General features: G+C 61.2%; 21 protein-coding genes. 11 read left to right on the top strand and 10 right to left on the bottom strand.

The genetic code is table 11. The features are described from left to right. The first annotated feature begins 302 nt into the window (after positions 1 to 302). A complete protein-coding gene (locus KMAL_RS12755; protein ID WP_239020136.1) occupies positions 303 to 1,487 on the top strand; it encodes an AI-2E family transporter in 1,185 nt (394 codons plus the stop codon). A 150-nt stretch (positions 1,488 to 1,637) separates the two neighbouring features. On the opposite strand, the gene KMAL_RS12750 is transcribed toward KMAL_RS12755, so the two are convergent. Further along, positions 1,638 to 2,393: a Crp/Fnr family transcriptional regulator gene (locus tag KMAL_RS12750; RefSeq protein WP_110096067.1), complete on the bottom strand. Its 756-nt coding sequence runs from the start codon at positions 2,391 to 2,393 to the stop codon at positions 1,638 to 1,640. 322 nt (positions 2,394 to 2,715) lie between these two features. Here KMAL_RS12750 and KMAL_RS12745 point away from each other — a divergent pair, with 322 nt between their 5' ends. From KMAL_RS12745 to KMAL_RS12715, 7 genes are all read left to right on the top strand, one after another. Beyond that, positions 2,716 to 3,084, top strand: a complete 369-nt coding sequence (locus tag KMAL_RS12745) for a hypothetical protein (RefSeq protein ID WP_146221245.1) — start codon at positions 2,716 to 2,718, stop codon at positions 3,082 to 3,084. A gap of 104 nt (positions 3,085 to 3,188) precedes the next feature. Beyond that, entirely contained in the window at positions 3,189 to 3,989 is an 801-nt protein-coding gene (locus KMAL_RS12740) for an OmpW/AlkL family protein (RefSeq protein ID WP_110096065.1), read from the top strand. 4 nt (positions 3,990 to 3,993) lie between these two features. Continuing rightward, positions 3,994 to 5,364, top strand: a complete 1,371-nt coding sequence (gene hemN, locus KMAL_RS12735; RefSeq protein ID WP_110096064.1) for an oxygen-independent coproporphyrinogen III oxidase — start codon at positions 3,994 to 3,996, stop codon at positions 5,362 to 5,364. Positions 5,365 to 5,366: 2 nt separating this feature from the next. Next, on the top strand, positions 5,367 to 6,050 hold the full coding sequence (locus tag KMAL_RS12730) for a 2OG-Fe(II) oxygenase family protein (RefSeq protein ID WP_110096069.1): 684 nt from the start codon (positions 5,367 to 5,369) through the stop codon (positions 6,048 to 6,050). Positions 6,051 to 6,219: 169 nt separating this feature from the next. Next, on the top strand, positions 6,220 to 7,857 hold the full coding sequence (locus tag KMAL_RS12725; RefSeq protein ID WP_110096063.1) for an electron transfer flavoprotein-ubiquinone oxidoreductase: 1,638 nt from the start codon (positions 6,220 to 6,222) through the stop codon (positions 7,855 to 7,857). A gap of 84 nt (positions 7,858 to 7,941) precedes the next feature. Then, positions 7,942 to 8,691 (top strand): electron transfer flavoprotein subunit beta/FixA family protein, encoded by a 750-nt coding sequence (locus KMAL_RS12720; RefSeq protein ID WP_110096062.1) that lies wholly within the window; start codon positions 7,942 to 7,944, stop codon positions 8,689 to 8,691. 2 nt (positions 8,692 to 8,693) lie between these two features. Continuing rightward, on the top strand, positions 8,694 to 9,632 hold the full coding sequence (locus KMAL_RS12715) for an electron transfer flavoprotein subunit alpha/FixB family protein (RefSeq protein ID WP_110096061.1): 939 nt from the start codon (positions 8,694 to 8,696) through the stop codon (positions 9,630 to 9,632). Between the two features lie 209 nt (positions 9,633 to 9,841). Here KMAL_RS12715 and KMAL_RS12710 read toward each other — a convergent pair whose 3' ends face one another. Then, positions 9,842 to 10,045: a hypothetical protein gene (locus KMAL_RS12710; protein WP_110096060.1), complete on the bottom strand. Its 204-nt coding sequence runs from the start codon at positions 10,043 to 10,045 to the stop codon at positions 9,842 to 9,844. Positions 10,046 to 10,606: 561 nt separating this feature from the next. Here KMAL_RS12710 and KMAL_RS12705 point away from each other — a divergent pair. Then, positions 10,607 to 12,097 (top strand): MATE family efflux transporter, encoded by a 1,491-nt coding sequence (locus KMAL_RS12705; protein ID WP_110096059.1) that lies wholly within the window; start codon positions 10,607 to 10,609, stop codon positions 12,095 to 12,097. A 31-nt stretch (positions 12,098 to 12,128) separates the two neighbouring features. On the opposite strand, the gene KMAL_RS12700 is transcribed toward KMAL_RS12705, so the two are convergent. The 8 genes from KMAL_RS12700 to KMAL_RS12665 all read right to left on the bottom strand — a co-directional run bounded on the left by KMAL_RS12700 (position 12,129) and on the right by KMAL_RS12665 (position 23,002). After that, positions 12,129 to 12,758: a sterol desaturase family protein gene (locus KMAL_RS12700; protein WP_239020135.1), complete on the bottom strand. Its 630-nt coding sequence runs from the start codon at positions 12,756 to 12,758 to the stop codon at positions 12,129 to 12,131. 471 nt (positions 12,759 to 13,229) lie between these two features. Then, positions 13,230 to 14,426: a polysaccharide biosynthesis/export family protein gene (locus KMAL_RS12695; RefSeq protein WP_110096057.1), complete on the bottom strand. Its 1,197-nt coding sequence runs from the start codon at positions 14,424 to 14,426 to the stop codon at positions 13,230 to 13,232. Between the two features lie 121 nt (positions 14,427 to 14,547). After that, on the bottom strand, positions 14,548 to 15,663 hold the full coding sequence (locus tag KMAL_RS12690; RefSeq protein ID WP_167400163.1) for a hypothetical protein: 1,116 nt from the start codon (positions 15,661 to 15,663) through the stop codon (positions 14,548 to 14,550). Between the two features lie 93 nt (positions 15,664 to 15,756). Continuing rightward, the gene (locus KMAL_RS12685; RefSeq protein WP_180999827.1) at positions 15,757 to 16,557 is read right to left on the bottom strand and encodes an ABC transporter permease; all 801 of its coding nucleotides are present in this window, start codon (positions 16,555 to 16,557) and stop codon (positions 15,757 to 15,759) included. 445 nt (positions 16,558 to 17,002) lie between these two features. Continuing rightward, positions 17,003 to 18,472 (bottom strand): mannose-1-phosphate guanylyltransferase/mannose-6-phosphate isomerase, encoded by a 1,470-nt coding sequence (locus tag KMAL_RS12680; RefSeq protein WP_110096054.1) that lies wholly within the window; start codon positions 18,470 to 18,472, stop codon positions 17,003 to 17,005. A gap of 283 nt (positions 18,473 to 18,755) precedes the next feature. Further along, entirely contained in the window at positions 18,756 to 19,964 is a 1,209-nt protein-coding gene (locus KMAL_RS12675; RefSeq protein ID WP_110096053.1) for a glycosyltransferase family 4 protein, read from the bottom strand. Between the two features lie 9 nt (positions 19,965 to 19,973). Beyond that, complete coding sequence (locus KMAL_RS12670) at positions 19,974 to 21,302, bottom strand: capsule biosynthesis protein (RefSeq protein WP_110096052.1); 1,329 nt, start codon at positions 21,300 to 21,302, stop codon at positions 19,974 to 19,976. Further along, positions 21,299 to 23,002 carry a capsular polysaccharide export protein, LipB/KpsS family gene (locus tag KMAL_RS12665; RefSeq protein WP_239020134.1) on the bottom strand — a complete coding sequence of 568 codons (1,704 nt, stop codon included), beginning with the start codon at positions 23,000 to 23,002 and terminating at the stop codon, positions 21,299 to 21,301. The genes KMAL_RS12670 and KMAL_RS12665 overlap by 4 nt, the downstream gene beginning before the upstream one ends. A gap of 193 nt (positions 23,003 to 23,195) precedes the next feature. Between KMAL_RS12665 and KMAL_RS12660 the strand changes: the two genes are divergently transcribed. Further along, entirely contained in the window at positions 23,196 to 24,665 is a 1,470-nt protein-coding gene (locus KMAL_RS12660; protein ID WP_110096051.1) for an LTA synthase family protein, read from the top strand. Positions 24,666 to 24,746: 81 nt separating this feature from the next. After that, positions 24,747 to 25,400: an ABC transporter ATP-binding protein gene (locus KMAL_RS12655; protein ID WP_110096050.1), complete on the top strand. Its 654-nt coding sequence runs from the start codon at positions 24,747 to 24,749 to the stop codon at positions 25,398 to 25,400. Positions 25,401 to 25,527: the final 127 nt, after the last annotated feature.

The raw sequence follows: 25,527 nt of genomic DNA, 5'->3' as shown, positions 1-25,527 counted from the left end.
AAGCCACGACTTCAGATCAGGCGGCAGAAGATACGGCTGAGACCGGTCAAACGGGATGAAGCTGCTCATCTCACCACCTTACAACTTCACCTCTTCACAGGGTACCCCAACCCGACAGGCTGTTAGGCCTGTTTTCCTGTTTCTTGCTCGGTAAAGCCGGTTGGTCGGTCCCCTGATCCCCTGCGTCTTGCCAAAGGTGAAGCCGGATCATGCCGCCCGAAGAGACCATGCCCACCCCGCCCGACACACCGTCTTCCGCGCCCTCTTACGAAAGCATGCAGCAGCATCGCGCGCGCGAGGTCATGCGCCATACCCGCATGGACCTGAAGACGGCGTGCCTGCTGGTGCTGAGCATCCTTGCGGTGTTCTACACGCTGTATTTCGCGGCCTCCATCATCCTGCCGATGATCCTGGCGCTGGTGGTGAACCTGCTGCTGTCGGCACCGATGCGCTTTCTGCACCTGAAGCTCAAGCTGCCCAAGCCGCTGGCGGCCCTGATCCTGATCCTTGGGGTATTCGGGGTTGTCGGTGCGATCGGGACCGCGATTTCCGTGCCTGCCGCCGGATGGATCGAACGCGCGCCAGAGGCGATGAATGCGCTGGGCGAACGGCTCGCCTTCCTGCGTGGCCCGATCCACCTGCTCAATACCGCGTCGGAGCGGATCGAGAATTTCATGACCATCGCGGGCAGTCACCTTGACCATGCGACCAAGGCAGGCGGGGATGATACGGCGCCGATCGTGATGTCCGCCGCCCCTGCCACTGGCGGGCTGGACAATTTCGGTTCCTCCCTGCTGCTGGGTACGCGGGCGTTCGTGGGGCAGTTCTTCACCATGATCCTGATGCTGTTCTTCCTGCTGGCACAGGGGGACAGCCTGCTGCGGCGGTTCGTGGAGATCATGCCCACCTTTGCCGACAAGCGGCGGACGGTGCAGATCGCCTATCAGATCGAGCGCAATGTCTCGCTCTATCTGGCGACGATCACGATCATCAATTCCCTGGTCGGCCTTGCGAACATGCTGCAATGCTGGCTGCTGGGAATGCCCAACCCGCTGCTGTGGGGGGTGATGGCGTTCCTGCTGAACTACATCCCCATCATCGGCCCCATGATGGGGATCACCATCTATTTCCTGGTGGGGCTGTTCACCTTCCCCTCCGTCCTGCAGGCGACCCTGCCGCCGGCGATCTACCTGTGCATCCACCTGACGGAAGGGGAGACGATCACGCCAATGGTGCTGGCGCGGCGCTTCACGCTCAATCCCGTGCTGGTGATGGGATCGCTGATGTTCTGGGACTGGCTATGGGGGATTGGCGGGGCGTTCCTGTCCGTGCCGCTGCTTGCCGTGTTCAAGATCATCTGTGACCATGTCGATATCCTCACCCCCATCGGCCACATCGTCGGTGGCCCGACACGCGGGACGAATACGGCGCCACTGTTTACGCCGGACATGATTGATGAGGATGACAGCGCGCCGCCGGGAAAGTAAGGCTCAGGGCCCTGCCCTGAAACCCGCCACAGGGCACTGCCCTTTGGAAACCATGACCTTGATTTATGGAATGAAAGTTTTTGGTGAAGCTTTTTTCAAAAAGCTTCGAAAGACACCGCCTTTTTTGAAAAAAGGCGGTACCCGCGACCTTCAGTCCTCGCCTTCGGCAAGACTTTCGAGTCGTTCCTGCGACAGCAGCGTGATGGCATAGCCCTTGCCCACGTCGATCATCCCCTGCGCACGCATCCAGCTGAGCGTGCGGCTGACGGTTTCGATGGTCAGGCCAAGGTAATCGGCAATGTCGCCGCGCGTCATGGGCAGGTGCAACTGCCCCGCGGCATTGAGTTCGCCATGATTGGCCTGGTCGAGCAGGAAACTCGCGACGCGTTCGCGCGCTGTCTTGCGGCCAAGCAGCAGCATCTGGTTCTGGGCCGCGACAAGTTCGTTGGACGCCTCTTCAAGCAGGCGGCGTTCCATGCGGGGAAAATCGTCAAGCAGGCCGCGCATCCGCTCGCGCGAGAAGCGGCACAGGCGGACCGTATCGACCGCCTCCGCCCCGAAGGCATAGCGGTCCGATACCGCAAGGCCGAGGAAATGGCCCGGTCCGGCAAACCCGGTGATCTGCCGCCGCCCGTCGGGCAGGGCCTTGAACAGCTTCACCGTGCCGGAGGTGACATTGAAGAAATCGGTGGCGGGTTCGCCTTCCTCGATAAAGCAGCGGCCGGGGGGGACGATGGTTTCCACCGCCGCTTCCGACAGGCGGGCGATGTCCGCATCCTCGATCGCGCTGCACACGCTGGAGGGACGGACGTTGCACATCTTGCAGAAATCAGGCTGGAGGCCGACAGCCCCCATGACAAGACGCCGTGGTCGCTGCTCGAACTGGCACGAAGACGTATCCGGCATGTTTATCCCAATTCCCTGCTGTTGCCCGATGCAACACCCGACGGTCGTCCCGGGCGGGCCACCGCGCATGGCACTGTGGGCGCCGGCGAAATAACGGCACCCCGAAGGCCCGACAGTATGGATGACCCCTTGATATAAATCAATGCAGAGCCCCGATCCCAATCCGGTAAACCATAATGATTAACAATCTCTGGATATAAGGATGCCGCCCCCAGTGCCTGGACATTCCTCCCTGACGGTACGGCGGCTTGGCGCTGCGGACATTCTGGTGCTTTACCCATTGGTCCAGCATGCCTTTCCAGAGATGGAACGGCGGCGCTGGATGGATGTCGGCCGCCGGATGTCAGTGCAGCGCAAGCGCCCGCGACAGGGGATCCTGGTCGCGCAGTACGGCACGCGGGGACTGCCCTGCGCCATGGCGACCTACCGCCGCGATTTCGACATCCGCTTTGGCCAGGTCCTGACCAGCGACCACTGCATCGTCATGACGCCCGGCGATGCGCAGCACGTCATCAACGCATTTCACCCTGCCATGACACAACTGGCGCAGGAACTTGGCTGTCATGCAATGAGGACAATGCAGCCCATCGCAAAAATGACGACACACCTCCAAAAAGTGTGTCCTGCCGAACACATAGTCGAAAGAACACTGCTTTTGACGGAAATTAACGGTTTCTCGCCCCCCGCCTGATTGATCCATATCAAGGTGCGATGTAAGCGCCCCATGATTGTTGCCAGTCATCAAAACACGTTGATTACGACGACACGTCGTCAGAATGAAAAGGTCCGCACCAGATGAAGAAAATGCGTAACACTGCCCTTGCGGCGGCGCTGGGCGCTGCGGCTATCGCGCCTGTCGCGGGCCATGCTCAGACTGCGACGCCGTCCACCTATGTCAACGCGCCGCTGTCCGCGCCTGTCGCCCCTTCGCGCCCGCATGGCCACTGTGGCATTTTCGAGACATGCTCCAGCACCAAGATCGGTCTGGGCAAGGGTGACTTCATGATCCGCCTGTCGGCCGTCGGCGTCCTGCCGGAAGACCGTGACAGCAAGGTCTGGGCCAATGGCGCGACGCTGACGGGCACGCGCGTCAAGACGACCGACCAGGTCATGCCGGAACTGACGTTCGAATACTTCGTCACCGACAACATCTCGCTCGACCTGATCGCCACCAGCACGCGTCACGAAGTGCAGGCCAATGGCGGCGCACTGTCCGCGCTGACGGGTGCGAGCAAGACCGACGTGGGCAGCGCCTGGGTGCTGCCGCCGACGGTGACCGTCGCGTGGCATTTCCGTCCGCACAAGCGCCTGAACCCGTATGTGGGCGTGGGCGGCACGTTCATGTGGTTCCACAACATGAACGCCAGTGGTGCGCTGGGCCTGACGAAGCTGAACTCCGGCTTTACCGGTGGCCCGTCGATCAACGCCGGTGTCGATTACCAGCTGGTGGGCAACTGGTTCTTCAACTTCGACGTGAAGCAGATGTTCGTGCGCATGCACGCATGGGCTGAAAACGGCGGCGAAACCCTGAAGGTCCGTGCGCACGACTCGCTGGACCCGACGGTCGTCTCCGCCGGTATCGCCTACCGGTTCTGATGACATGAACGTGGCGGACCCCGCCGCGCTGGCTGCGCGGTACGCCCGGAACCTGCCACGTTACACCAGCTATCCCACGGCGGCGCAGTTTACTGACGCCGTGGGGCCGGACGACGCCCGCGACTGGCTGCGGGCCGTCCCTGCGGGGGATGCGCTCTCCCTCTACCTGCATGTTCCCTTCTGCGACACGCTGTGCCGGTTCTGCGGCTGCAACACCGCTGTCCTGCGCAGTGCTGACGCCCGGGCCGCCTATGCCGCCCTGCTGATCGAGGAACTGCGCCGTATCACCAGACAGCTTGGCACCGGCCATCGCCTCTCTCACCTGCAATGGGGCGGGGGCACGCCTACGACCCTGCCGGTGGGCACGTTGCGGCAGGTGATGCAGACCATCCGCAACAGCTTCACGCTGCTGCCCGATGCCGAAATCAGCATCGAGATCGACCCGCGCCACCTGCCCGCGCACTATCCTGCCGTCCTGCATGAACTCGGCTTCAACCGTGCAAGCCTCGGCGTTCAGGACATCAATCCCGCCGTGCAGGAAGCCTGCGGCCGCATCCAGAGCCTGGAGCAGACCACCGAGTGCATCGACGCGCTGCGTGGGGCGGGGATCGACTCGATCAACATCGACCTGATCTATGGCCTGCCACGACAGAATGTGCAGGGCGTGCGCGACACGGCCGCCGCCATCGCCGCACTTTCACCCGACCGGCTGGCCGTGTTCGGCTATGCCCATGTGCCGTGGAAGCAGAAGCGCCAGAACCTGATGCCCACGGGTGAACTGCCCGACGCCACCGCGCGCTTTGAACAGCGGGCGGCCATCAACGACGCCCTGTGCGCCGCGGGCTACCTGCCCGTCGGGCTGGACCATTACAGCCGCCCCGACGACCGTATGGGCATCGCCGCGCGCGACGGCACGCTCCATCGCAATTTCCAGGGCTACACCACCGACCCGGCGACGGTCCTGATCGGTGTGGGGGCATCGGCCATTTCCTCCTATCCGCAGGGCATGACGCAGAATGCGGTATCATCCGCCGCCTATGCCCGCCTGATGGGGGAGACGCCGGATGGCCTGCCGGTCGTACGGGGCGTGCGACGCACCATGGATGACCGCCTGCGCGCGGAGATCATCGAACGGCTGATGTGCGACATGGGGATCGACCTTGATGCCTTCACCATGCGCCACGGCCTGCCGCAGGACAGTTTTGATGACGACCTGCGCAAACTTTCTGGACTGGAAGCGGACGGATTTGTCATCATCTCCGGGCGGCGACTCCGCGTGACCGAGGAAGGACGCGTGTTCCTGCGCCATGTGGCCGCCGCCTTTGACCGCCACCTTGATATGGACATGCCCCAGCGTCACGCCAGCGGAGTATGAGCATGACTTCCCACGCCTCATCATCCGCCGCCGCCACGCACGGCGCCGTGGACAGTCCCGTCATTTCCGCCCTGCGCACGGCGCGCTGCACCGATGATCCGTTTCCACACTGGAACATGGACAATGTCCTGCCGCCGTCGGTCACGCACTCCCTGCTGGCATGGGATCCGGGGGTGACGTTCCACGCGGGGGAAAGCGGGGGACGGCGCGACGTCCGCAACGGGCACCGGATATTCGTGACACCTGCGGGCCGCGCGAATGACCCCGAACTCGACCACCTGGCGCACCTGTTCGACGCCCCTGCCGCACGACGGCATTTCGAGCAGACCTGCGGCATCGACCTTGCGGGGACGTTCCTGCGACTGGAACTGTGCCTTGACACGGACGGGTTCTGGCTGGCGCCACATACCGATATCGGGGCAAAGCGGCTGACGCTGCTGATCTCCCTTTCCACCGACGCCGATGCCCGTGACTGGGGCACCGACCTGCTGACCCCGCAGGGGCAGTCGGTGGCGCGGGCGTCGGGGGCGTTCAACTCCGGCCTGCTGTTCATCCCGTCCGACCGGTCGTGGCACGGCTTTGTCCGCCGTCCCATCACCGGGCTGCGCCGGACGCTGATCGTCAATTATGTCGTCCCCGAATGGCAGGCGCGCGACGAACTGGCATTCCCGCCCGCACGGGCCTGACCGGCACGCCAGACCTGCCATATCCGGCCTGTGGATATGCGCCACATGCGCAATATACATGCACACAAACCTTTATTCCCGTTTCAAACGGTTCTAGGAAGCGTTGCTACATGTGGTATCCCACCTATCCATGTCATCCCGGTCATGACGCAAGAGGACAGATCTAGGTATGAGCGAAAACCCGCGCGAGATTATGGAATTCGACGTCGTAATCATCGGCGGCGGTCCCTCCGGACTGGCGGCGGCCATCCGGCTGCGCCAGCTGGCGCCCGACACCAGCGTCTGCCTGATTGAAAAGGGCAGCGAGATCGGGGCGCATATCCTGTCGGGCGCGGTGGTCGAACCCCGCGCGCTTGACGAACTTCTGCCGCACTGGCGCACCAGCGGCGCGCCGCTCGATACCCCCGTCAGCGAGGAGCACATGCTCTACCTGACGCCGTCGCGCGGCTATCGCATCCCGATGCTGGATCGGGTGATGCCGCACATGCGCAACCACGGCAATTATATCGCAAGCCTTGGTGAACTCTGCCGCTGGCTTGGCGCACAGGCCGAGGAAATGGGCGTGGAGATCTATCCCGGTTTCGCCGGGGCGGAGGTCCTGACCGAAAATGGCCGCGTGGTGGGCGTGGCCACCGGCGACATGGGCGTGGGCCGCGATGGCAAGCCGGGCGACAATTACGCACCGGGGATGGAGCTGCGCGCGAAATACACCATCTTTGCCGAGGGCTGCCGCGGGTCGCTGACGAAGCAGGTCATGGAGATGTACAACCTGCGCAAGGGCGTCGATCCGCAGACCTATGGCCTGGGCATCAAGGAACTGTGGGAAATCCCTGCCGAACTGCACCGCCCCGGACTGGTGCAGCACAGCTTTGGCTGGCCGCTCGATGATCGCACCTATGGCGGGGCGTGGATGTACCATTTCGGGAAGAACCTCGTCTCCTACGGCTTTGTCGTCGGGCTGGACTATCCCAACACGTGGCTTTCCCCGTTTGACGAGATGCAGCGCGTGAAGCTGCATCCCTCCTTCCGCCCGTATTTCGAGGGCGGGCGCCGCCTGTCCTATGGCGGACGCGCCCTGTCCGAAGGCGGGCTACAGTCGATCCCGCGCCTGACCTTTCCCGGCGGCATGCTGGTCGGTGATACGGCGGGCTTCCTCAACGTGCCCAAGATCAAGGGCACGCACACCGCGATGAAGTCGGGCATGCTGGCGGCCGAGGCCGTGGCCGAAGCCGTCCTGACCAACCGGGTGGAGCCGGGCTCCTACACGCGGCGGATCAGGGAATCCTGGCTGTGGGACGAACTGCGTGGCGTGCGCAACATCCGCCCGGCCTTCGCGCGCTTCGGCATGAAGGGCGGCGCGCTGTATTCCGGCATCGACGCCATGCTGCTGCGCGGTCGCGCGCCATGGACGCTCCACACCCGCCATGCGGATAACGAGACGCTGGAGCCGGCCTCCATCTCGCCGAAGATCGACTACCCCAAGCCGGACGGCAAGATCACGTTCGACAAGCTGTCGTCCGTCTTCCTGTCGAACACCAACCATGAAGAAGACCAGCCCGTGCACCTGAAGGTGCGCAGCATGTCGATGTGGAAGACCGTCAACTGGGACGTGTTCCGCTCCCCCGAAAGCCGCTACTGCCCCGCAGGGGTGTATGAGGTCGTGGACGAGCAGACCAACCCGACATTGCAGATCAATTCGCAGAACTGCGTCCACTGCAAGACATGCGACATCAAGGACCCGACCCAGAACATCGACTGGGTCACGCCCGAAGGCGCGGGCGGTCCGAACTATCCCGGCGGCATGTAACCCCATGCCCCACCGGCGCCATGGCCCCGTCGTGGCGTCGCCTCTTTTTGCTCCCCCATCCAGACACAGACAGGAAGATATGTGATGAAGGTTCTTGTCCCCGTAAAACGCGTGATCGACTACAACATCAAGCCGCGCGTGAAGGCTGATGGCACCGGCGTTGAAACCGCCGGCGTCAAGATGTCGATGAACCCGTTTGACGAAATCGCCGTCGAGGAAGCCGTCCGCCTGAAGGAAAAGGGCGTCGTCACCGAAATCGTGGCGGTGTCCATTGGCGAGCCGAAGGCGCAGGACACGCTGCGCACCGCCATGGCCATGGGTGCTGATCGCTCCATCCTGGTGGAAACCGACGCCGTGACCGAACCGCTCGCGGTGGCCAAGGTGCTCAAGGCGCTGGTGGAAAAGGAAAAGCCCGACCTGGTCATCCTGGGCAAGCAGGCGATTGATGACGACATGAACGCCACGGGCCAGATGCTCGCGGGGCTGCTGGGCTGGCCGCAGGGCACGTTCGCCAGCAAGGTGGAACTGCATGACGGCAAGGCCACCGTCACGCGCGAAATCGACGGCGGCCTGCAGACTGTCGAACTGGCGCTGCCTGCCATCGTCACGGCGGACCTGCGCCTGAACGAGCCGCGCTATGCCTCGCTGCCGAACATCATGAAGGCGCGCAAGAAGCCGATGGAAAAGATCACGCCCGCCGATGTGGACGTGGACATGACCCCGCGCCTGAGCATCGTGTCGGTGGCCGAACCCGCCGGGCGCAAGGCGGGCATCAAGGTGGATTCCGCAGCAGAACTGGTCGCGAAGCTGCGTAACGAAGCAAAGGTGATCTGATCATGACCGTACTCGTACTTCTCGACCACGAAAATGGCGCCATCCGGCAGGCGTCGCGTTCCGCCATCGCCGCCGCGTCGAAGCTGGGCGATGTCGATGTGCTGGTCGTGGGCCGCAACGCTGCCGAAGCCGCGCAGGCCGCGGCGAAGCTGCCGGGCGTGAAGAAGGTCCTGTCCGCCGCCGATGCCATCAGCGCCGACGAACTGGCCGAACCTGTCGCCGCCCTGCTGGCCTCGCTGGCGGATGGCTACAGCCACATCCTTGGCGCATCGAGCGCGAACAGCAAGAATATCCTGCCCCGTGCGGCGGCGCTTCTGGATGTGCAGCCGATCCCCGATATCGTCGAGGTCATCGACGCCGACACGTTCGTGCGCCCGATCTATGCCGGCAGCGCGCTGGCGACGGTGAAGTCGTCCGATGCGAAGAAGGTGCTGACGGTCCGAGCCTCCGCCTTCGATCCTGTTGCGACGGAGGGCGGTTCCGCCCCGGTCGAAAGCGTCGCCACCCCGGCGGGCGAGGATAAGTCGAAGTTCATCGGCACCGAACTGTCGCAGTCGGAGCGTCCGGAACTGGAATCCGCGCGTGTCGTGGTGTCCGGTGGGCGCGGCATGCAGAACGAGGAGAACTTCAAGCTCCTCGAACCGCTGGCCGACCGTCTGGGCGCGGCCATCGGCGCATCGCGCGCGGCGGTCGATGCAGGCTTCGTGCCCAATGATTACCAGGTGGGCCAGACCGGCAAGATCGTGGCGCCGGAACTGTATATCGCCATGGGGATTTCCGGTGCGATCCAGCATCTGGCGGGCATGAAGGACAGCAAGGTCATCGTGGCCGTGAACAAGGATCCCGAGGCCCCGATCTTCCAGATTGCCGACTACGCGCTGGTGGGGGACCTGTTCGAGGTGCTGCCCGCGCTGGAAGCCGAACTCGACAAGGCGGGCTGATCCCGTCATTCAGGGGCGCTGCCCCTGAACCCCGCCAAAGGGCATTGCCCTTTGGAAACCATGACTTTCGGACGTTTTTGGGTGCCGCCTTATTTATAAGGCGGCATTCTTTTTTGAAGCGTTCCGGGGAAAAAGCGTCGCCAAAACGATCCGGGTGCAGGGATCGCGATCCCTGCCGGGTCCGGGCAGAGCCCGGCTCTATCCCACTCTCAGTCCTCGCCCAGCACTGCGCGCGCACGGCGGACCACCGTGTCATATTCTTCCTGCGTCAGGTTTCCCCGATGCAGCATCTCGCTCGCACGGGCGAGGGCGTCACGGGCATGCGTCTCATCAGGGATGGGATAGCGCCGTCCGGGCAGGGCAAATGCCGAATCCGGCAGGGCATCACGTTCGGCGGCAGTCAGTCTGGACATGATCCGTATCCTTCTCTCTCCGGGCGGGTAGGCCGCCCCTGCGAAGATTACGCCCCATCGGTGGTCCACCAACAGGTAAAATACCGTCATCTCCCCCCATCAGGATGCACGGCTACGCCAGGGAGCAGACAAAAAAACGGGACACATCGCGATTGCAATGTATCCCGTCAGTTGGCCACACATGAGGACATCATGTGGAATTTTATACCAGCCTGTATTCAGACTGGACGTTTCAGTATTTTGCGAAGCCCTGCTGGCCTCGTGACCCCTTATTGCCATTTATTTTTCCCAGCGTCAACGTAAAAAATAAATAAACATCGTTTTTACTTTTTTTGCAGTGCACAATTACTGTATTTGTTTTGCAGTGCACAATCGACGCTGAAATATAGACACAAATGACACATATCAGTGCGTCGGCCCCGAATGAGGGATTATTCTGCAATGGGACCGCGTGCGGCATGTTCCTGATCCCTGGAATGTCCTGTATGATGGCATCATGAACCGCATGACAGGCTCTGGCTGCTCTCGCATGATCCCCAATCGCGTCCGGGTTCTTTTCGCATGACACGCGGGCCGTCGGGCACCACCAGGCGTCGCGCCGCGTTCTGCCACGGCAGCATCATGCGTCATGTGATCGTCATGGCGGGCACTGGCGCCATCGGGTTGATGGCCGTGTTCATGGTTGACCTGCTGAACCTGTTCTACATCTCCACCCTGCATAATCCGGCCATGACCGCCGCCATCGGCTTTACCGCCGCCGTGGGGTTCATACAGATCGCGGTCTCCATCGGCATGTCGATCGGGCTGGGCGCCACCACAAGCCGGCAGATCGGGGCGGGACATCATGAGATGGCCCAGCGCATTGCCTCGTCCTTTTCCGTGGTGATGCTGCTGCTGACCAGCCTCATCGGCTTTGGCACCGCCCTTCTGGCGCATCCCATCCTGCATGCCCTTGGCGCACAGGGAGAAGCAGAGCATCAGGCAGCGCTCTATCTCTATATCGCCTCCCCCATGCTGCCACTGATCGCTGTGGGCATGGGCAGTTCCAGCCTGCTGCGCGCGGTGGGCGCGGCGCAGCAATCCATGAATGTCACACTGGCGGGGGCACTGATTTCCGCCCTGCTCGACCCGGTGCTGATCCTGTGGCTGCATCTTGAACTGCAGGGCGCGGCCCTCAGCACGCTGATATCACGCGCCGTGGTGGCGGGACTGGGCGTTTATTGCGCCCGGCAGCACGACCTGCTGGCCTGGCCTGTCGCGCGCTTCATACGGACCGATACCCATCGGGTGGGACAGATTGCCATGCCCGCCATCCTGACAAACCTTGCCACGCCGATCGGCGGGATCTTCGTCACCCATTCCATGGCAAGTTTCGGTCTGGCCGCCGTGGCGGGGCAGGCGACCATCGACCGTATCGTGCCTGTTGCCTTCGCCTTTGTCTTTGCCCTGACCGGCTCGATCGGGCCGATCATGTCGCAGAACCTGGGGGCAGGGCAGGTGGGTCGGGTGCATGAGACGCTGGTTGCCTCGCTGAAACTGGTGCTGGGGTGCGTGGGCCTGACATGGGCGATCCTGTTTGTGGGGCAGGACCTCGTCATCCGCATATTTTCGGCCACCGGCACCACTGCCGACCTGATCCGCCTGTTCTGCAACTGGACCATTGGCGGCTATTTCTTCATCGGCATCCTGTTCGTCGCGAATTCAGCGTTCAACAACCTTGGCCACCCGCTCTATTCCACCCTGTTCAACTGGGGACGCGCAACGCTGGGTACAGTGCCCTTCGTCTGGATTGGCATGCATTACGGCCCGATGGGCGTGCAGGTGGGGCAGGTTCTGGGAAGTGTGCTGTTCGGAGTGGGCGCGGTGACAATCGCGTTCAGTGTCGTACGCAAACTCAGGGTTGCACCATCAGAGCCGCAGGCGGACTCCGTCCCGTCACTGCCCCCCGCCCAGAGTGCGGAAAGTGCGATGATCGAACTCGACGACCTCGACAACGAAGCGCAGGAATATGAGCACGAGCAGGAAAACACGGCCCGGCCCACCTGCCGGTAGTCCGATGGACCCTGCTATGTCCTGACAGTGTTCAGGATTTTTTCTCCTGCATCACGAACAGCGTGTGGCAGGCGCGGTCGATGCAGATGCTGGTGATCCCATAATTGGTATCATGGTCACGATAGTGGTGGTTGATATGATGGATCTTCAGCCTGCGCAGCAGCGGCCCACGCATGGGAAACTGGTGGCAGGAATAGTGGATCACATCATAAAAGACGTAACCGCAGAAAAAACCGGCCGCCAGGCTTCCGCCATGGCCTTCCCCGATGAAAAAGGCACATCCGGCCCAGATCACGGCGGCAAGCGGTAGGGTGACGCTCAGCGGCATCAGGTTGCGCAGCGGATGGTTGGGCTGCTCATGGTGGTTGCCATGCAGCAGGTATACCAGCGACTGCACCGGGGCATAGCGCGCCTGAAGGTGAAACAGGAAACGGTGCAGCAGGTATTCCGTCGGGAACCAGATCAGGAATCCCATGCCCGCATAGAGCACGAACGCCATGACAGACGCGGACTTCCAGGCACCATAAGCCAGTGACAGGACCAGAAGCGGCAGCCAGACGGACAAAAAGACATTGAAGGACAACAGGGTAAGGCGTTCAAGTATGGAATTCTTGAATAACCTGACCGGCTCCTCCATCTTCTGCCTATTGTTATCCTGCATGCTGGCTACACCTCGAAAAGCCGATCTGGAACATAAAGCAGAGAATTGCCTATGGTACGCACCGATCCGTCTTGAACTCTGTTACCCGACTGCTCCAGAAGACACATAACCTCCGATCGGGGAAAACCTTTCCATCTTCAGCACCCTAACCTCGCCTGTGTCTCAGGGCATCAGATACGAGGCTGCGGAACCCGAATCAAGCTTATTCGTGCAGCTGCCGCACATGGGTCCTGCGCCCGGTTCCCCCCACAACTGCCCTTATATCATATAGTCCCCCGGATGTTTGGGACAATCCCATCCCCCCATTTCAAATGATTGTCCAATATATAAAATAACAGTGCTTTTCAAATTGCATCAAAATATTTTTCTGTCCGTGACACCAATGCCCTCATGATTCGAATACAGGAATGTAGACCATATGGTCCCTTTTCACTGTTTCAGGCATACATGCCGCGGAACATCCCCACCTTATCAGAAACTGCGTCCGGCGGACATGCCCGGAGCGATCAAGGTATTGATAAGGTTGAATACTTTCTGAATCTTATTGGTCTTGGCGTTCGCGATAAGAATTGTATCCTTGTTTTTCATCACGAAATGTTCCGCCAGAAAGAAACTGGCCGGGTTCATCATATCGAGTTGATACACGATCGGCGTGGTTGCCTTGCCCGGTTCAACCGGCAGGCCCAGACGCTCCGCGATCTCGGAACTTTCATAACGCACGACAAAGACCGCATTGGGATCCGCCCGATAATCCGCAGGCCCCCCGACACGCGCCAGGGCCTCGGCAAGATTGACGCTGGACCTGCCAAACGGCGTCTCCACAGGTTTGCCCGCCGCACCGAAAACCGTATAGGTACGGGGTTCATAAATGAGGTGGATCCTGTCGCCAGCCTCCAGCATGATGTTCTGTTCCGGATTGTCCTCGATCAGTTTGAGGGGACCCACCGCAATCTGGTTATGGCGGGTCAACTCGACAATCGTGTCTTCCGGTTCATGGGCAGAGCCGCCGGCCAGGGCAATCGCATCCACCAGATGCTCCTGATGTAACGTCAGCGGCAGGCGACCGTTCCTTTTGACATCGCCATAAACGATGACCGAATTCGCCAGGTTCTTGGAGATAAGCACGAGCACCTGGGGGGCCTCTGATTTCCCCTTGAGTCCCATGCGGATCTTGTCGGCAATCTCATCGGATGTCAGTTTGTCGACCATCAGGTGACCGACATAGGGCATGTCGATCGTGCCATCACCATTGACCAGGATGGAGGGGAAATTGCTCCTCTTGGCGACACCAGATGCGGTGCTGCTGCCCGCGCGGGTGGTGAACAGGCTTTCGCCCATTTCGTACACATCGATATCCAGCGTGTCCCCAGGACCGGCACGATCACTGTTGTAGTGTTCCTGCGCCGGGGACTGCATGATGTTCGAGAACAGGGATGGCGTCTCGCTATTGAGCAGCGTGATCAGGTCCGGGCTGACCTGCACGATGCCATAGCCAATGGTATTTTTCTTACGGCTGGACTGCGCGCTTTTGATGCCGGATTCGGTGGGGGCGCTATCGGGCAGGGTATCGCAGCCAGCAAGCAGGGCAACCGGCAGGACACCGACCACAAGTGCCTTTTTCCATTCCAGAAAAAATTTTCGCATGAAGTTAAAGGAATATATGGCCATCACGCTTGAAATTTTCTTTCATTCGAAAGCATAGCTTGCAATTCCCCCTCATGGTGAATGAGCGACCGCTTTCCCACCTCGAACCGATACGCGATCACGCGCAAAGCGCTATTTCCATACTCTAGATTGCATGCTCACGCATACCTGTAACCAGCAGGCGTCCGATCAGGAAAGTCAGGCTGGACCCGACGAACACTGCTACAATCATCAGGAAATTGTGGGGATATGTTGGCATGCCGGGCAGATTCGGCTGCACGACACGCACGACATAAACCTGCTGCTGCAGGGCGGTGGCCCGGGCAGTCTCAAGCTCCGACGCCGTGGAAAGATAAGCCGTCTGGGCGAATTCACGTTCAAGCATGAGCTGGTCATATTCCGCCATGTTGATGGACACGCCCATCTTCTCACGCGCTTTGCCGTGCTGTTCCTTGATCTGGGCATCCAGCGCGTTGATACGCAGCTTGAGCGTCTGGACCTGCGGGCTTGACGGGTCGAGGTTGCGCAGCATCTGCGTCAACTGCGTATCCGCCTGCGCCAGTTCGGTCTGCAGCTGCCCGATCACGCTGATGCCGACCACACTGGACTTGGTGGGGTCCAGATCGCCGGACTTTTCGCGGAAAGCCGTCATGCGGCTCTGGACTTCCTTGACGCGGTTTTCCGCGACGGTCACCTCGGTATCAGCCACCCGTATGGTGTTCTGGGCCACCTGCCGGTTGAACTCATTGATCCGCTCTTCGCCAAGCTTCAGGAGTTCGTCGGCAATCCGCTTGGCTTCCTCGGGACGGAAGGCGCGGACATCAAGGGAGGTCACCCCCGTATCTTCATGGAACACCACGTCCACATGCCGCTGATAGTACCACAGCAGGCGTTCCGGGGTCGGGTTCGCGAAAAACAGGCGTGACAGGAGGTCCGTATCGGGATGCCGGAACATCGACACCAGATCCAGGCGCTTCTGCAGGGCATCAACGGCATCATGGGATTTCATGTAGGTATTGACGGCGAAATTTTCCGCCAACCCACTCCCGCCGGCCATTGCCATTCCCATGACGCCGCCGCCCATCCCCGAACTGCCCGAGGAAGATGAACTGCGCGTGGAAGGACGACTGTCCTTGACCACAAAGGCGGCTTCGGACTCGTACTGGCCACTTGCAATCAGCAGATAGTACAGGGTTGCCAGTATGGTCGGCAGGACTACGACAATAAGGACAGGTGCATGTCGTCGCAAAAATACCAGCATGCCAGACTTTGCATCCGGCGTATCAGCGTTGATCATACTACCTCTTATCTAGGAATGGCGGAGACATATAACATACCGGTCACAGCAGACCACTTAGCCCAGATGTATGTCCTTGCGAACATTCCGAATGCTTATCAGTCCAATATAGGTCAACACCAGACACCAGCCAAGCACATAGGCCGGGTAGGTATAGTCACTTTCATAAAAATCGAACTGTCCTTCGCGGATATATTCGAATATTTCCGTGGTCGGAAACCATGAAAGGTACCAGCGGAACGGGTCGGGCATCATCTGCTGGATCGAAAATGCGCCTGACAGAGGCATGCTGAGATACATCATGGGATGTGCCAGGCGTTCGACGGTGCTGGATTTTTCGCTGTAAGCCGCCAGTATCATCGAAAGGGCAAAAGATATCCATGTCAGCAGCACCAGCCCCCAGATCATGAGCAACGGCCGTTGCGGCAGGAACCCGTAATCAAACGCCTGCATGATCAGCGACAGGAAGATCACGGCGAGCACGGTCGAGGCGGCCTCGAGCACGGCGCGGGAGAGGAGGATATCAAAAATTGTAACTATTCGATGGTAGAGGAGCGAACGGTTTGCCTCGATCGCGCCGCCAGAGCGATTGACGACGGAGCGGAACAGACAGAAGAACGTGTAGCCCGACACAAGGAACGATCCGGTGGGCATGCCTATGTGCATGAAAGGGCCTTCGGCGGCATGGAGCGCCGAAACCCCGAGGGTCAGCAGGGACGGTTCGAGCATGACCCACAGGAAGCCGATATTGTCACGCCCGAAACGGGTATGCAGTTCACGGATGATCAGGGCGCCAACGACATGCCACTGTGTCGCGAAACCATTTTTCAGCAAGCCAAGCTCGGAATATTTTTTCACCGCCTGCGTCATATCGCCAACATACCATCAGAAGGGACATGCCATCGGACGGAAAAAACACCTGGGCAACCTGCCTGTTCCCCATACACGCATTCTTCAGTCATATTCTGGCACCGGAAGAATAAACAGGAGCCTCCAATACCCTACCTACTGGGGATTGTCGAGATCAAAGACGGTAACAGTCATCTTGGCGACAGGGGGATATAAAAATGTTTTCGTAGTCAAAAAACAGATCAGGCAAAAATTTCTTTCATATTTCTAAAAACATTTATAATATATTTCAGAACATTTCCCAGACATCTGTTTCTTTAATATTCCCGCCGCTTTGGAAACTACCTGTTTTTACATTCCTGTTTTTATAACCATCCTGCCGATACAGGAGGAAGGCATCTACCACAGGGCAGGATATTTCCCCTGCAGATGCCTTCCGGTTTCACTGAATTACTCAGTTACGTGCATAATCGTCTTCAATCCTGACGATATCGTCTTCGCCAAGATACGGGCCGGACTGCACCTCAATTAACGTCAGGGGAATGCGGCCGGGGTTCAGAAGCCGGTGGACGGCCCCCAGCGGCAGGTAGATGCTTTCGTTCTCGCGCACCATGTGTTCTTCGCCATCGCGCGTGACAATCGCCGTTCCTTCGACCACGACCCAGTGCTCGGCACGATGGAAATGCTTCTGCAGCGACAGCTTACGGCCCGGATCGACCACGATCCGCTTGACCTGGAAACGGTCACCTTTCGTCAGGCCCTCATAAAAGCCCCACGGGCGATAGTTGCGGTTGTGCATCTTCGCCTCTGTCCGCCCTGCGGCTTCCAGACGGGCCACGACCTTCTTGACGTCCTGCGCATGGTCGCGATGCGACACCAGCACGGCATCCTGCGTCACCACGATGACCAGGTCATCCACGCCACTGACCGCCGCAACGATGCCATCGGAACGGACATAGCAGTTCGTGCTGTTGGCCAGGAACACATCCCCGATCGCCACATTGCCATCAGAGTCCTTGGGGCTGAGTTCCCATAGCGCATCCCAACTGCCGACATCGGACCATCCCAGGTCCGCGGGGATGACCGCGGCATGGCGCGTATGTTCGGCCACGGCATAGTCGATTGAAATATCAGGGGCGTTTTCAAATTCCTTGGGGTCAAGGCGAATGAAGTCCATATCCCGCGTCCGGTCCCTGACCGCAGCCCTGACCGCAACCAGCACGTCAGGCGCGTAACGCTCGAGTTCCGCCACAATGGTGTCCGCGCGGAACAGGAACATGCCGGAGTTCCAGAGATAGCCTCCCTGCGCCAGCATTTCCGCAGCCTTGCCCGCGTCAGGCTTTTCGATGAAGGAGGAAACCTGGTAGACCCCCTCCACCCCCGGCAGCGGGTCTCCCTGACGGATATAGCCATATCCGGTATCCGGGCGCGTGGGCGTCATGCCGAAAGTGACGATCTGCCCTTCGCGCGCGGCCGCCACGCCTTCGGACAGCAGCGGCCCCATGGCATCGGGCTTGCTGATGGCGGCATCGGCGGCCATGATCCACAGAACGGCGTCGGGATCGGTTTCCGCAACGATCAGGGCGACCGCGGCGATGGCAGGTGCCGAATTGCGGCCAACCGGTTCCAGCACGATGCGCGCGCCGGTAATCCCGACTTCACGCAACTGTTCCGCGATGATGAAGCGGTGTTCCTGATTGCACACGACGATCGGCGCGCCGAGCCCGCATGCCGTGCCGCGTAATGCCGTTTCCTGCAGCAGTGTATGTTCCGACAGCAGCGCCCAGAACTGCTTGGGGAAGCTCTTGCGCGAAACCGGCCACAACCGGCTGCCCGACCCACCGGACAGGATGACAGGGATCACGGTACCGACGCTGCCAGCCTTCGTTTTCTCACCCGATGGATCGTTTTTGGAAATAGGCATTCACGGACTCCAAATTTACACCGAAAGTTACTTTAATAAGAAAAACCGTTCATAAGGGCAGGACATGAGGCCCAACCTTTTCGCGCTGCATCTGCCTGACGCACGATATGAAACCTTACCCTGTTTCTCCACCATCCAACATTTCACCGCGATGACCATGCCCGCGCACGCTTCCCGCAACAGGAAACGGGGACGGCGCGGCATGTCATCGCTTCAGGAAAACCGACAGGAACCTTAAAATATGGCGACAGTCTGACCCGATATCTAAATGCCGTTCACGGGCCTAAAGTTCCTCAAGGAATGCAAGCCCTTCGGCAACCTGTGCCGACCATGTGAACAGGGCTGCCGAGGCGACGCGCGCACCGGGACGATGGGACGCGACATCCCCCTCCATCAACGCCTCGATCGCCCGGCGCCACCCCACCCCGTCCAGCGGATCGACGAAGGTCGCGGCGTCTCCGGCCACCTCGTGGAAGACTGGAATGTCGCTGCACACGCATGCGACGTCGAACTTCAGCGCCTCGGCAAGCGGCAGGCCGTAACCCTCGGTAAAAGAGGGAAACAGCAACCCGCGCGATCCCCGCAGCAGGGCCATTACCTCGGGATCGGACAGGCTGTTGCACTCCCTGACAGTTCCCTGCAGGGCGGGGCAGCGTTCGACCATGTCGAGGACGTTTTCATTTTCCCATCCCCTGCGCCCGACCAGCACAAGATGCGGGACCACGCCAGTACCGGCCTTCTCCACCATGTCCCGCCACAGGTTGAGCAGGAGGAGGTGGTTCTTGCGCGGCTCTATGGTGCCCAGGCAGACGAAATAGGGATGGTCCGGCACGCCAAAGGCTTCACTGGCAGGCGTGGCTTTCACAACACCATGCAGCACGACGCGGACCGGCAGGTCGGGGCGCCTTGACGCGGCATAACGCAGGAGCGAGTCCGCCACGGCCTGCGACGGCACGATGACCCCGCGCGCCAGTTCAAGGACGGTGTTCATGCGCGCTTCGTGCCGGGCGGGTTCGCGCGGGCGGGCATATTCAGGATATTCGATGGGGATGAGGTCGTGCACCATCACGACGAATTCAGCCCCATGGCGGCTCATGAACCGCCGGATGCTGCCCGGGCGGGTCAGGTGATGGTGCGACATCAGCAGGTATACGGATTTACGATACATCCGCGCGGCGTCAGGCGTAGCCTGACGCGCCAGCATCGCCTTGTGCACCATGCGCCGCGCCGCCCACCTGACGTCCCGGCACAGGGAATGATCCCCCTGCCATACCTTTTCCATCTGCCTTATGAACCGTTCGGCCTCGGCAAAGGGCAGGGTCACGATGGTCCCCAGCGGGGTTATCGCCACAAAGGCCAACCGTTGCGCGGCATGGCGCAGCAGGTAATCCGCATATTCGAATTCAACCCGGTCGATCCCGGTCGGAACGAAATGTCCCGCGCGGGCGATCAGGCGGGAGATGTCAAAATAGATATAGGAAGGCTGCTGCATGGTGGAAAATCAGCGCACCCCGTCCGACAGGACGGCATTGCGCGATATGCGCACCACTTCCGACAGGGCAGGGGCGGAGGCGACGCGCGCCATGCGGCTGGAGGTCGGCACGACACGCGACACGCGCCGGACCACCCCGTCAACAAGGCTCGACAGCCCTTCGGGGGAGAAGAAGCCGCCGGCGATCAGGCAGCGATCCACAAGCACGCGATAGAACGCATCGAACGTCGCCCTGTCGGGCGGGGTCGGATGGGCCCAGAAATTGTCCAGTCCGTTCTGGTCGGTGATATCGGGGATGTCATACACCGCCTCGCCCAGCGTGATGACCGGCACGTCCGACGACAGGGCAAGGGTGCCGGTGGTGCTGTTGATCGTGACAACCCCACGCGCCGCGCGCACGATCAGGGCGATATCCCCGGCCTCGAGGAAATGGACCCGGTCGGCTACATTCTCCGCCTGCGCGATCTGGTGCGTCAGTTCACGCCAGTTGCGCACACCGTTATCGAGCGGATGTTCCTTGACCACCAGCACGAGGTCCTGCGGCGCGTTGGCGGCAAAGGACCTGATGACCTTGCGCAGCGCGGGCTCCATCCCATCGAACGGGGAATGCAGCCGCACCTGCGCATCTGCGTCAAGCTGCAGCGGGAACAGCATGTAGGGGATGTGCCGGGTCTCGATCGCCTGCATGATCCGCGAGGCTTCCTCGGTCGCGGCTTCGCGCCGGCGCAGCCGCTTGATCCAGCCGACGCCTTCCTTGAGCGGATGCCACGGGCGATAGTCGGACCAGTGCCGGTAATGCCAGCGGCTCAGCAGGTCGGCGGAGTTATAGGCCACAGCCTCCAGCGCGCGGCGGCGGAAGGAGGACGGGACGGGATAGTGCGGCGGCATCGGCGGCAGCAGCGCCGCTTCCTTGCGATACCACTCGGGATCGCGGGGCAGGGCGGAATGACCATTCACCCCGCCAAGTTCAAGCGTCACCCAGTCGGGACGGATATAGCCTTCCTCAAACACATGCACGGGGATGTGCATCTGCGCGCAGGCGGCGATCGCAACGCGGTGCAGGGGGCGGCAGTCACCGAACAGCAGTACGTCCGTGATACGGTAACGCTTTATGACATCATGAAAAAAAGTGGGCCATTCCTCTGCGCTGCCTGTAAAATCAATCCCGTTCGGCAGGCCCCAGAACAGGCGGTCGCCGCCGTTGAAATTGATCTTGTAGACGCCATACCCCGTCTTGCGGAACGCCTTGCCCAGTTCCCGGAAAAACGGCCCCATCAATCCCTGCAGAAAAAGAAACCTGCGCTCGCCCACAATGCTTCTTTCATCAAGACTGTTCATTTATGATTTCTTCTTCCGCACAGGTGGGCCAGCTTTCCCTGTAATTGCCGCAGCCTGGTCAACATGCTGACACGCCAGACCGCTGTGTCGCCGAACCGCCCCAGCAGGGTCTCTACTTCGCAGGGCAATCGTGTCAAAGGGTCTGTGTAGAGGGGATAAAGCAATAGGGTACCCGCAACAAGGGCCTTTATGGACAGGGAACGGTTACGGCGCATGCACGGCACATCCCCCAGATCCCTTGTCAATCCCCACCCGGCATAGAAGGGAACTCCATAGGTCACGACGGCCAGTCCACGCAGCAGTCCCTCGAACCCGGCCAGGGAGGTCAGGGTGTGGATTTCGTCCACCTGCATCATCAGCGTGGTGATGGAACCACCCCTGCTGATCCGGTCCGCATACTGCATGATCTCGGCATCAGGCAGATGGCCCGCACGATGCCCCGCGTCAACATCCGGATGCGGGCGATAGATGATGAAGGCGTCAGGATTATGGCCGCGCACGGCACGCAGCAGTTCGAGGTTGCCCTGTATGGCGCCCCCGCCCGCGCGTACCGACAGGTCATCCGCCACCTGCCCGGGCACAAGCAGCACCCTGCGCCCGCCCGCATCCCATGCGGGGGGTGGGACAGTGGTGTCGGCACGGCCGTATTTGGACACCCCGCCCTTGACCATGCGTTCGATAAGCCGCCCCGCCCGCGCCAGAATCTGCTCGTCGAAGTCGGTCGTGGCGAGGATGTGTTCAAGGTCGCTGGGGCCGGAGGGATCGTAATAGATCCCGCGCCGGTCCACGAAGATGGAGCACGGGACGCACAGGTCGCTTCCCAACCCGACGGAGCGGACAAACCCGTCCTCGACCCGCCACAGCGCGACCCCCGCCGCCTGCGCATCGCGGGCAATCCCTTCGGGCAGGCTGGTGGCCCACCCGGCGATCGCACCACCGCCACCCTGCGCACGCGTGGCGCGACGCAGGGCGGCGGAGGCGGTGCGGCAGAAGGTCGGGTGACCCGGCGCATGGGGCAGGAATTCGCCAATACGCTCGCGCTTCCACAGCGCCATGCCCACACAGACCGCGATCTCGCGCCCCGACAGTATGCGTGCGCGCCATAGCGAAAGGATATCGACAATCCGTCCCAACGGCACGGCCGCACCGTCAAAGGGATCGACATAGGCCGTGCGCGCCGTCAGGTCATGCGCGCATTCCCCATACGTCACGGGCCGGGGCACCGGGTCATGCGCCGCGCCGTAAAGCAAGGCACGCAGGCCCCGCAACGCAGCGAGGCGGAGAAGGTCATTCATGCCCAGGCCATGGACCTCCCGCGCGCCATCAAGCAGCGCATGCGGGTCAACCGGCCCATATATGGCGGCAATCCCGCGCCGCCGTGCCATGCGGGCGGCGGCGCCATACCGGTCGCGCGCGACCAGCACCACCTCGTCCTGGCGGACATGGCCCAGCACGTGGTCAAGCAGTGCGGCCAGTCCCGCCTGCCCGTGTCTGCGCTGCACAGCAGCGGAAGCCGTTATGATGACAGGCCGGACAACATGCGGGGCAGGGGCCCAGAACTGTCCCCCCACCCGCGCGCGCAGCATCCGCGCGACACCGTCGGCATCCTCCATGCCTGCCCCACGCGCCGCCAGCACAGGCATGTGGCGCCGCAGGGGAGGCGCATGCACCAGAACTGGATCGTCCGGAACCCCATTCATGCAAACAGCCTCATGCCCCGTCCCCTCATTCCCCATGCGATGATAAAGCCATGGCCGGGCAATGGATGCCTGCCATGGCGCAACTTCCCCATGATTGCCTGACACATGCACTTGCCCTTCCACACGCCATCGGCAAGAAGGGAACGCACCCTGCCCGCTTCATGCCGCCTGAATAGAATGCAGTGCTGATTTCATGCAATTATGGTTTCCTTTTGTCATCTTTGGCGCGACCGTCATATCCGGCTTTCTGGTGGAAAGCATGGCGCGCCCGTGCATATCAGGCTTCCCCCCCCTCCGGCGATACATCCTCAATGCCCTGCTGACGGGGGCGCAGTACGGGGCATGGCTGGCACTGTGTGGCGCACCGGTACTGGCGGCGGTCCTGACGACCGCGCTGAGCCTGTGCCTGGTCATCGGGTCGAACATCAAGCTGTCGATCCTTGGCGAACCCATGCTGTTCTGTGACGTCGTGGCCGCGCGCAGCTTCCTCCAGCATCCCAAATTCTACCTGTTTTCCATTCCCCCGGCCGGGCGCGTCGCCGTTGTCGGGGGGATGGTCGCGCTGCCTGTGGTGCTTGTCCTGTTCTTTGCGCGCACGCTCCTGCCCCATCTGGAAGGGGCGGGTATCCTGACCGTGTGCCTGCTGGCGTTATGGGCCATTCCCGCCGCACGATGGGTGCCCGTCCCCGACGCGGCGCATGATGTCGCGCGACTGGGGCTGCCGGGATCGCTGTTCCTGTACTGGCGGCGCTGGCGACAGGAAATCGACGCGCAGGCGGAGGTCACGGCTCCCGACGTCACAACCGGCCTGCCGGCCTATGACATCGTCATCGTCGTGCAGTGTGAATCCTTTGCCCGTCCCACCGACCTGATCGACACGAACCGGCAGGCCAGCGTGCAGGTGCCTGCGCTGCCTGCGCTGGCGCGGGCCGAAACCATGGCCAGCAGTTGGGGAACGCTCAGCGTCAGCGGTTTTGGCGCCTATACCATGCGCACCGAATATGGCGTGCTGTTCGGGCAGGAGGAAAGTGCGCTGGGGTTCAGGGCCTATGACCCGTTCCTGACCGCGGGCAGGGATACGGCCCTTTCGCTGCCTGCGGTCATGGGAAAGGCGGGATATGAGTGCATCTTCGTCCATCCCCATGACCTGCGTTTCTATGCCCGGGCGCAACTGATGCCCGCATGCGGGTTCACCCGCATCGTGGGCGAGGACGCATTTCCCCACACCACGCGTCCCGACATGCCATATGTGGAAGACATGGCGCTTGCGCAGGAGGTGGAACGGATTGCAAGGGCGGCGGAAGGCCCCACCTTCATCTATGCCGTGACCATGGAAAACCACGGGCCATGGCCTGCACCGAAACCCGATGGCCCGCAGGCAGCACTTGGCCATTATCTGCGGCACCTGCGCAATGGCGACCGGATGCTGGGCACCCTGATCGACATGCTGTCACAGACGGGGAAAAAGGGGCTTGTGGTCTTCTTTGGCGACCATCGCCCCTCCATCCCCGGCATGGTTACCCCTACGCCCGACCGCGGGACACCTTATGTCGTCGTGCCGGTCGGCACGGGACCACACGCCACCGCCATACCGCAGACGCTGACCCCGGCGCAGTTGCACCATCTGATTTTGCGTGACACGCTGGGCGGCCATGCTGGCTGAACCCGTAAAACATGGTATGGGAGACCCGGCCCATGGCCTGCCCCTCCGCCACGTCCTTTCCAAGGCCGCGAATTCAAGAACATGATCCAGTTTGAAAACGTCACAAAAGTCTATCACGCGCGCGGCGTAAACAAATGCGTGCTGGACCATCAGTCATTCGTGATCGAAAAAGGCGTGTCGATCGGGATCGTGGGCGTCAACGGTGCGGGTAAATCGACCCTGACGCGCATGATTGCGGGGATCGAGTATCCCACCAGCGGCCGGATCACGCGCACCATGTCCATTTCATGGCCGCTGGGATTTGGTGGTGCGTTCCAGGGAAGCCTGACGGGCGCGGACAACGCACGCTTCATCGCACGTATCTATCGTCGGCCGGTCAATGACATTCTTGACTACGTCAACAGCTTCGCGCGCCTTGGGCATTACTTCGACGCCCCGGTCAAGACATATTCGTCAGGTATGCAGGCGCGCCTTGCCTTTGCCGTCTCGCTGGCGATCCGTTTCGACTGTTACCTGGTGGATGAAGTCACGGCAGTGGGTGACCAGTCCTTCCGCCTGCAATGCCGCGAGGCGCTGCTGGAACGGCGTGAACATGGGACACTGATCATGGTGTCGCATGATCCCAATACGCTGCGGGAATATTGCGACCAGGGCGCAGTGCTGCAGAATGGCAAGCTGACGTTCTATGACACGATCGACGCCGCCATCGACGCCTCCGCCGAGCTGTATAAGTAATTGGGGTCTGTTGGGAATTATGGTTTTTAAAAGCGTGTGATTGTGATTCAAGGTCTGCATGGATCGCTTCGTACTGACAGACGCCCAATGGGCGAAAATGGAACCGCTGTGCCTTGGCAAGAAAACG

Origin of the sequence: Novacetimonas maltaceti (genome assembly GCF_002906255.1) — a bacterium.
GTDB classification, from domain to species: Bacteria; Pseudomonadota; Alphaproteobacteria; order Acetobacterales; family Acetobacteraceae; genus Novacetimonas; species Novacetimonas maltaceti.
Note: the sequence above shows the minus strand (reverse complement) of the source record. Positions and strands in the feature narration are given on the sequence as shown.

Coding starts and splice junctions, on each gene's coding strand:
- KMAL_RS12755 (WP_239020136.1), top strand. CDS start 303: ATGCGCCATACCCGCATGGACCTGAAGACGGCGTGCCTGCTGGTGCTG.
- KMAL_RS12750 (WP_110096067.1), bottom strand. CDS start 2,393: ATGCCGGATACGTCTTCGTGCCAGTTCGAGCAGCGACCACGGCGTCTT.
- KMAL_RS12745 (WP_146221245.1), top strand. CDS start 2,716: ATGGATGTCGGCCGCCGGATGTCAGTGCAGCGCAAGCGCCCGCGACAG.
- KMAL_RS12740 (WP_110096065.1), top strand. CDS start 3,189: ATGAAGAAAATGCGTAACACTGCCCTTGCGGCGGCGCTGGGCGCTGCG.
- hemN (WP_110096064.1), top strand. CDS start 3,994: ATGAACGTGGCGGACCCCGCCGCGCTGGCTGCGCGGTACGCCCGGAAC.
- KMAL_RS12730 (WP_110096069.1), top strand. CDS start 5,367: ATGACTTCCCACGCCTCATCATCCGCCGCCGCCACGCACGGCGCCGTG.
- KMAL_RS12725 (WP_110096063.1), top strand. CDS start 6,220: ATGAGCGAAAACCCGCGCGAGATTATGGAATTCGACGTCGTAATCATC.
- KMAL_RS12720 (WP_110096062.1), top strand. CDS start 7,942: ATGAAGGTTCTTGTCCCCGTAAAACGCGTGATCGACTACAACATCAAG.
- KMAL_RS12715 (WP_110096061.1), top strand. CDS start 8,694: ATGACCGTACTCGTACTTCTCGACCACGAAAATGGCGCCATCCGGCAG.
- KMAL_RS12710 (WP_110096060.1), bottom strand. CDS start 10,045: ATGTCCAGACTGACTGCCGCCGAACGTGATGCCCTGCCGGATTCGGCA.
- KMAL_RS12705 (WP_110096059.1), top strand. CDS start 10,607: ATGACACGCGGGCCGTCGGGCACCACCAGGCGTCGCGCCGCGTTCTGC.
- KMAL_RS12700 (WP_239020135.1), bottom strand. CDS start 12,758: ATGCAGGATAACAATAGGCAGAAGATGGAGGAGCCGGTCAGGTTATTC.
- KMAL_RS12695 (WP_110096057.1), bottom strand. CDS start 14,426: ATGGCCATATATTCCTTTAACTTCATGCGAAAATTTTTTCTGGAATGG.
- KMAL_RS12690 (WP_167400163.1), bottom strand. CDS start 15,663: ATGCTGGTATTTTTGCGACGACATGCACCTGTCCTTATTGTCGTAGTC.
- KMAL_RS12680 (WP_110096054.1), bottom strand. CDS start 18,472: ATGCCTATTTCCAAAAACGATCCATCGGGTGAGAAAACGAAGGCTGGC.
- KMAL_RS12675 (WP_110096053.1), bottom strand. CDS start 19,964: ATGCAGCAGCCTTCCTATATCTATTTTGACATCTCCCGCCTGATCGCC.
- KMAL_RS12670 (WP_110096052.1), bottom strand. CDS start 21,302: ATGAACAGTCTTGATGAAAGAAGCATTGTGGGCGAGCGCAGGTTTCTT.
- KMAL_RS12665 (WP_239020134.1), bottom strand. CDS start 23,002: ATGAATGGGGTTCCGGACGATCCAGTTCTGGTGCATGCGCCTCCCCTG.
- KMAL_RS12660 (WP_110096051.1), top strand. CDS start 23,196: ATGCAATTATGGTTTCCTTTTGTCATCTTTGGCGCGACCGTCATATCC.
- KMAL_RS12655 (WP_110096050.1), top strand. CDS start 24,747: ATGATCCAGTTTGAAAACGTCACAAAAGTCTATCACGCGCGCGGCGTA.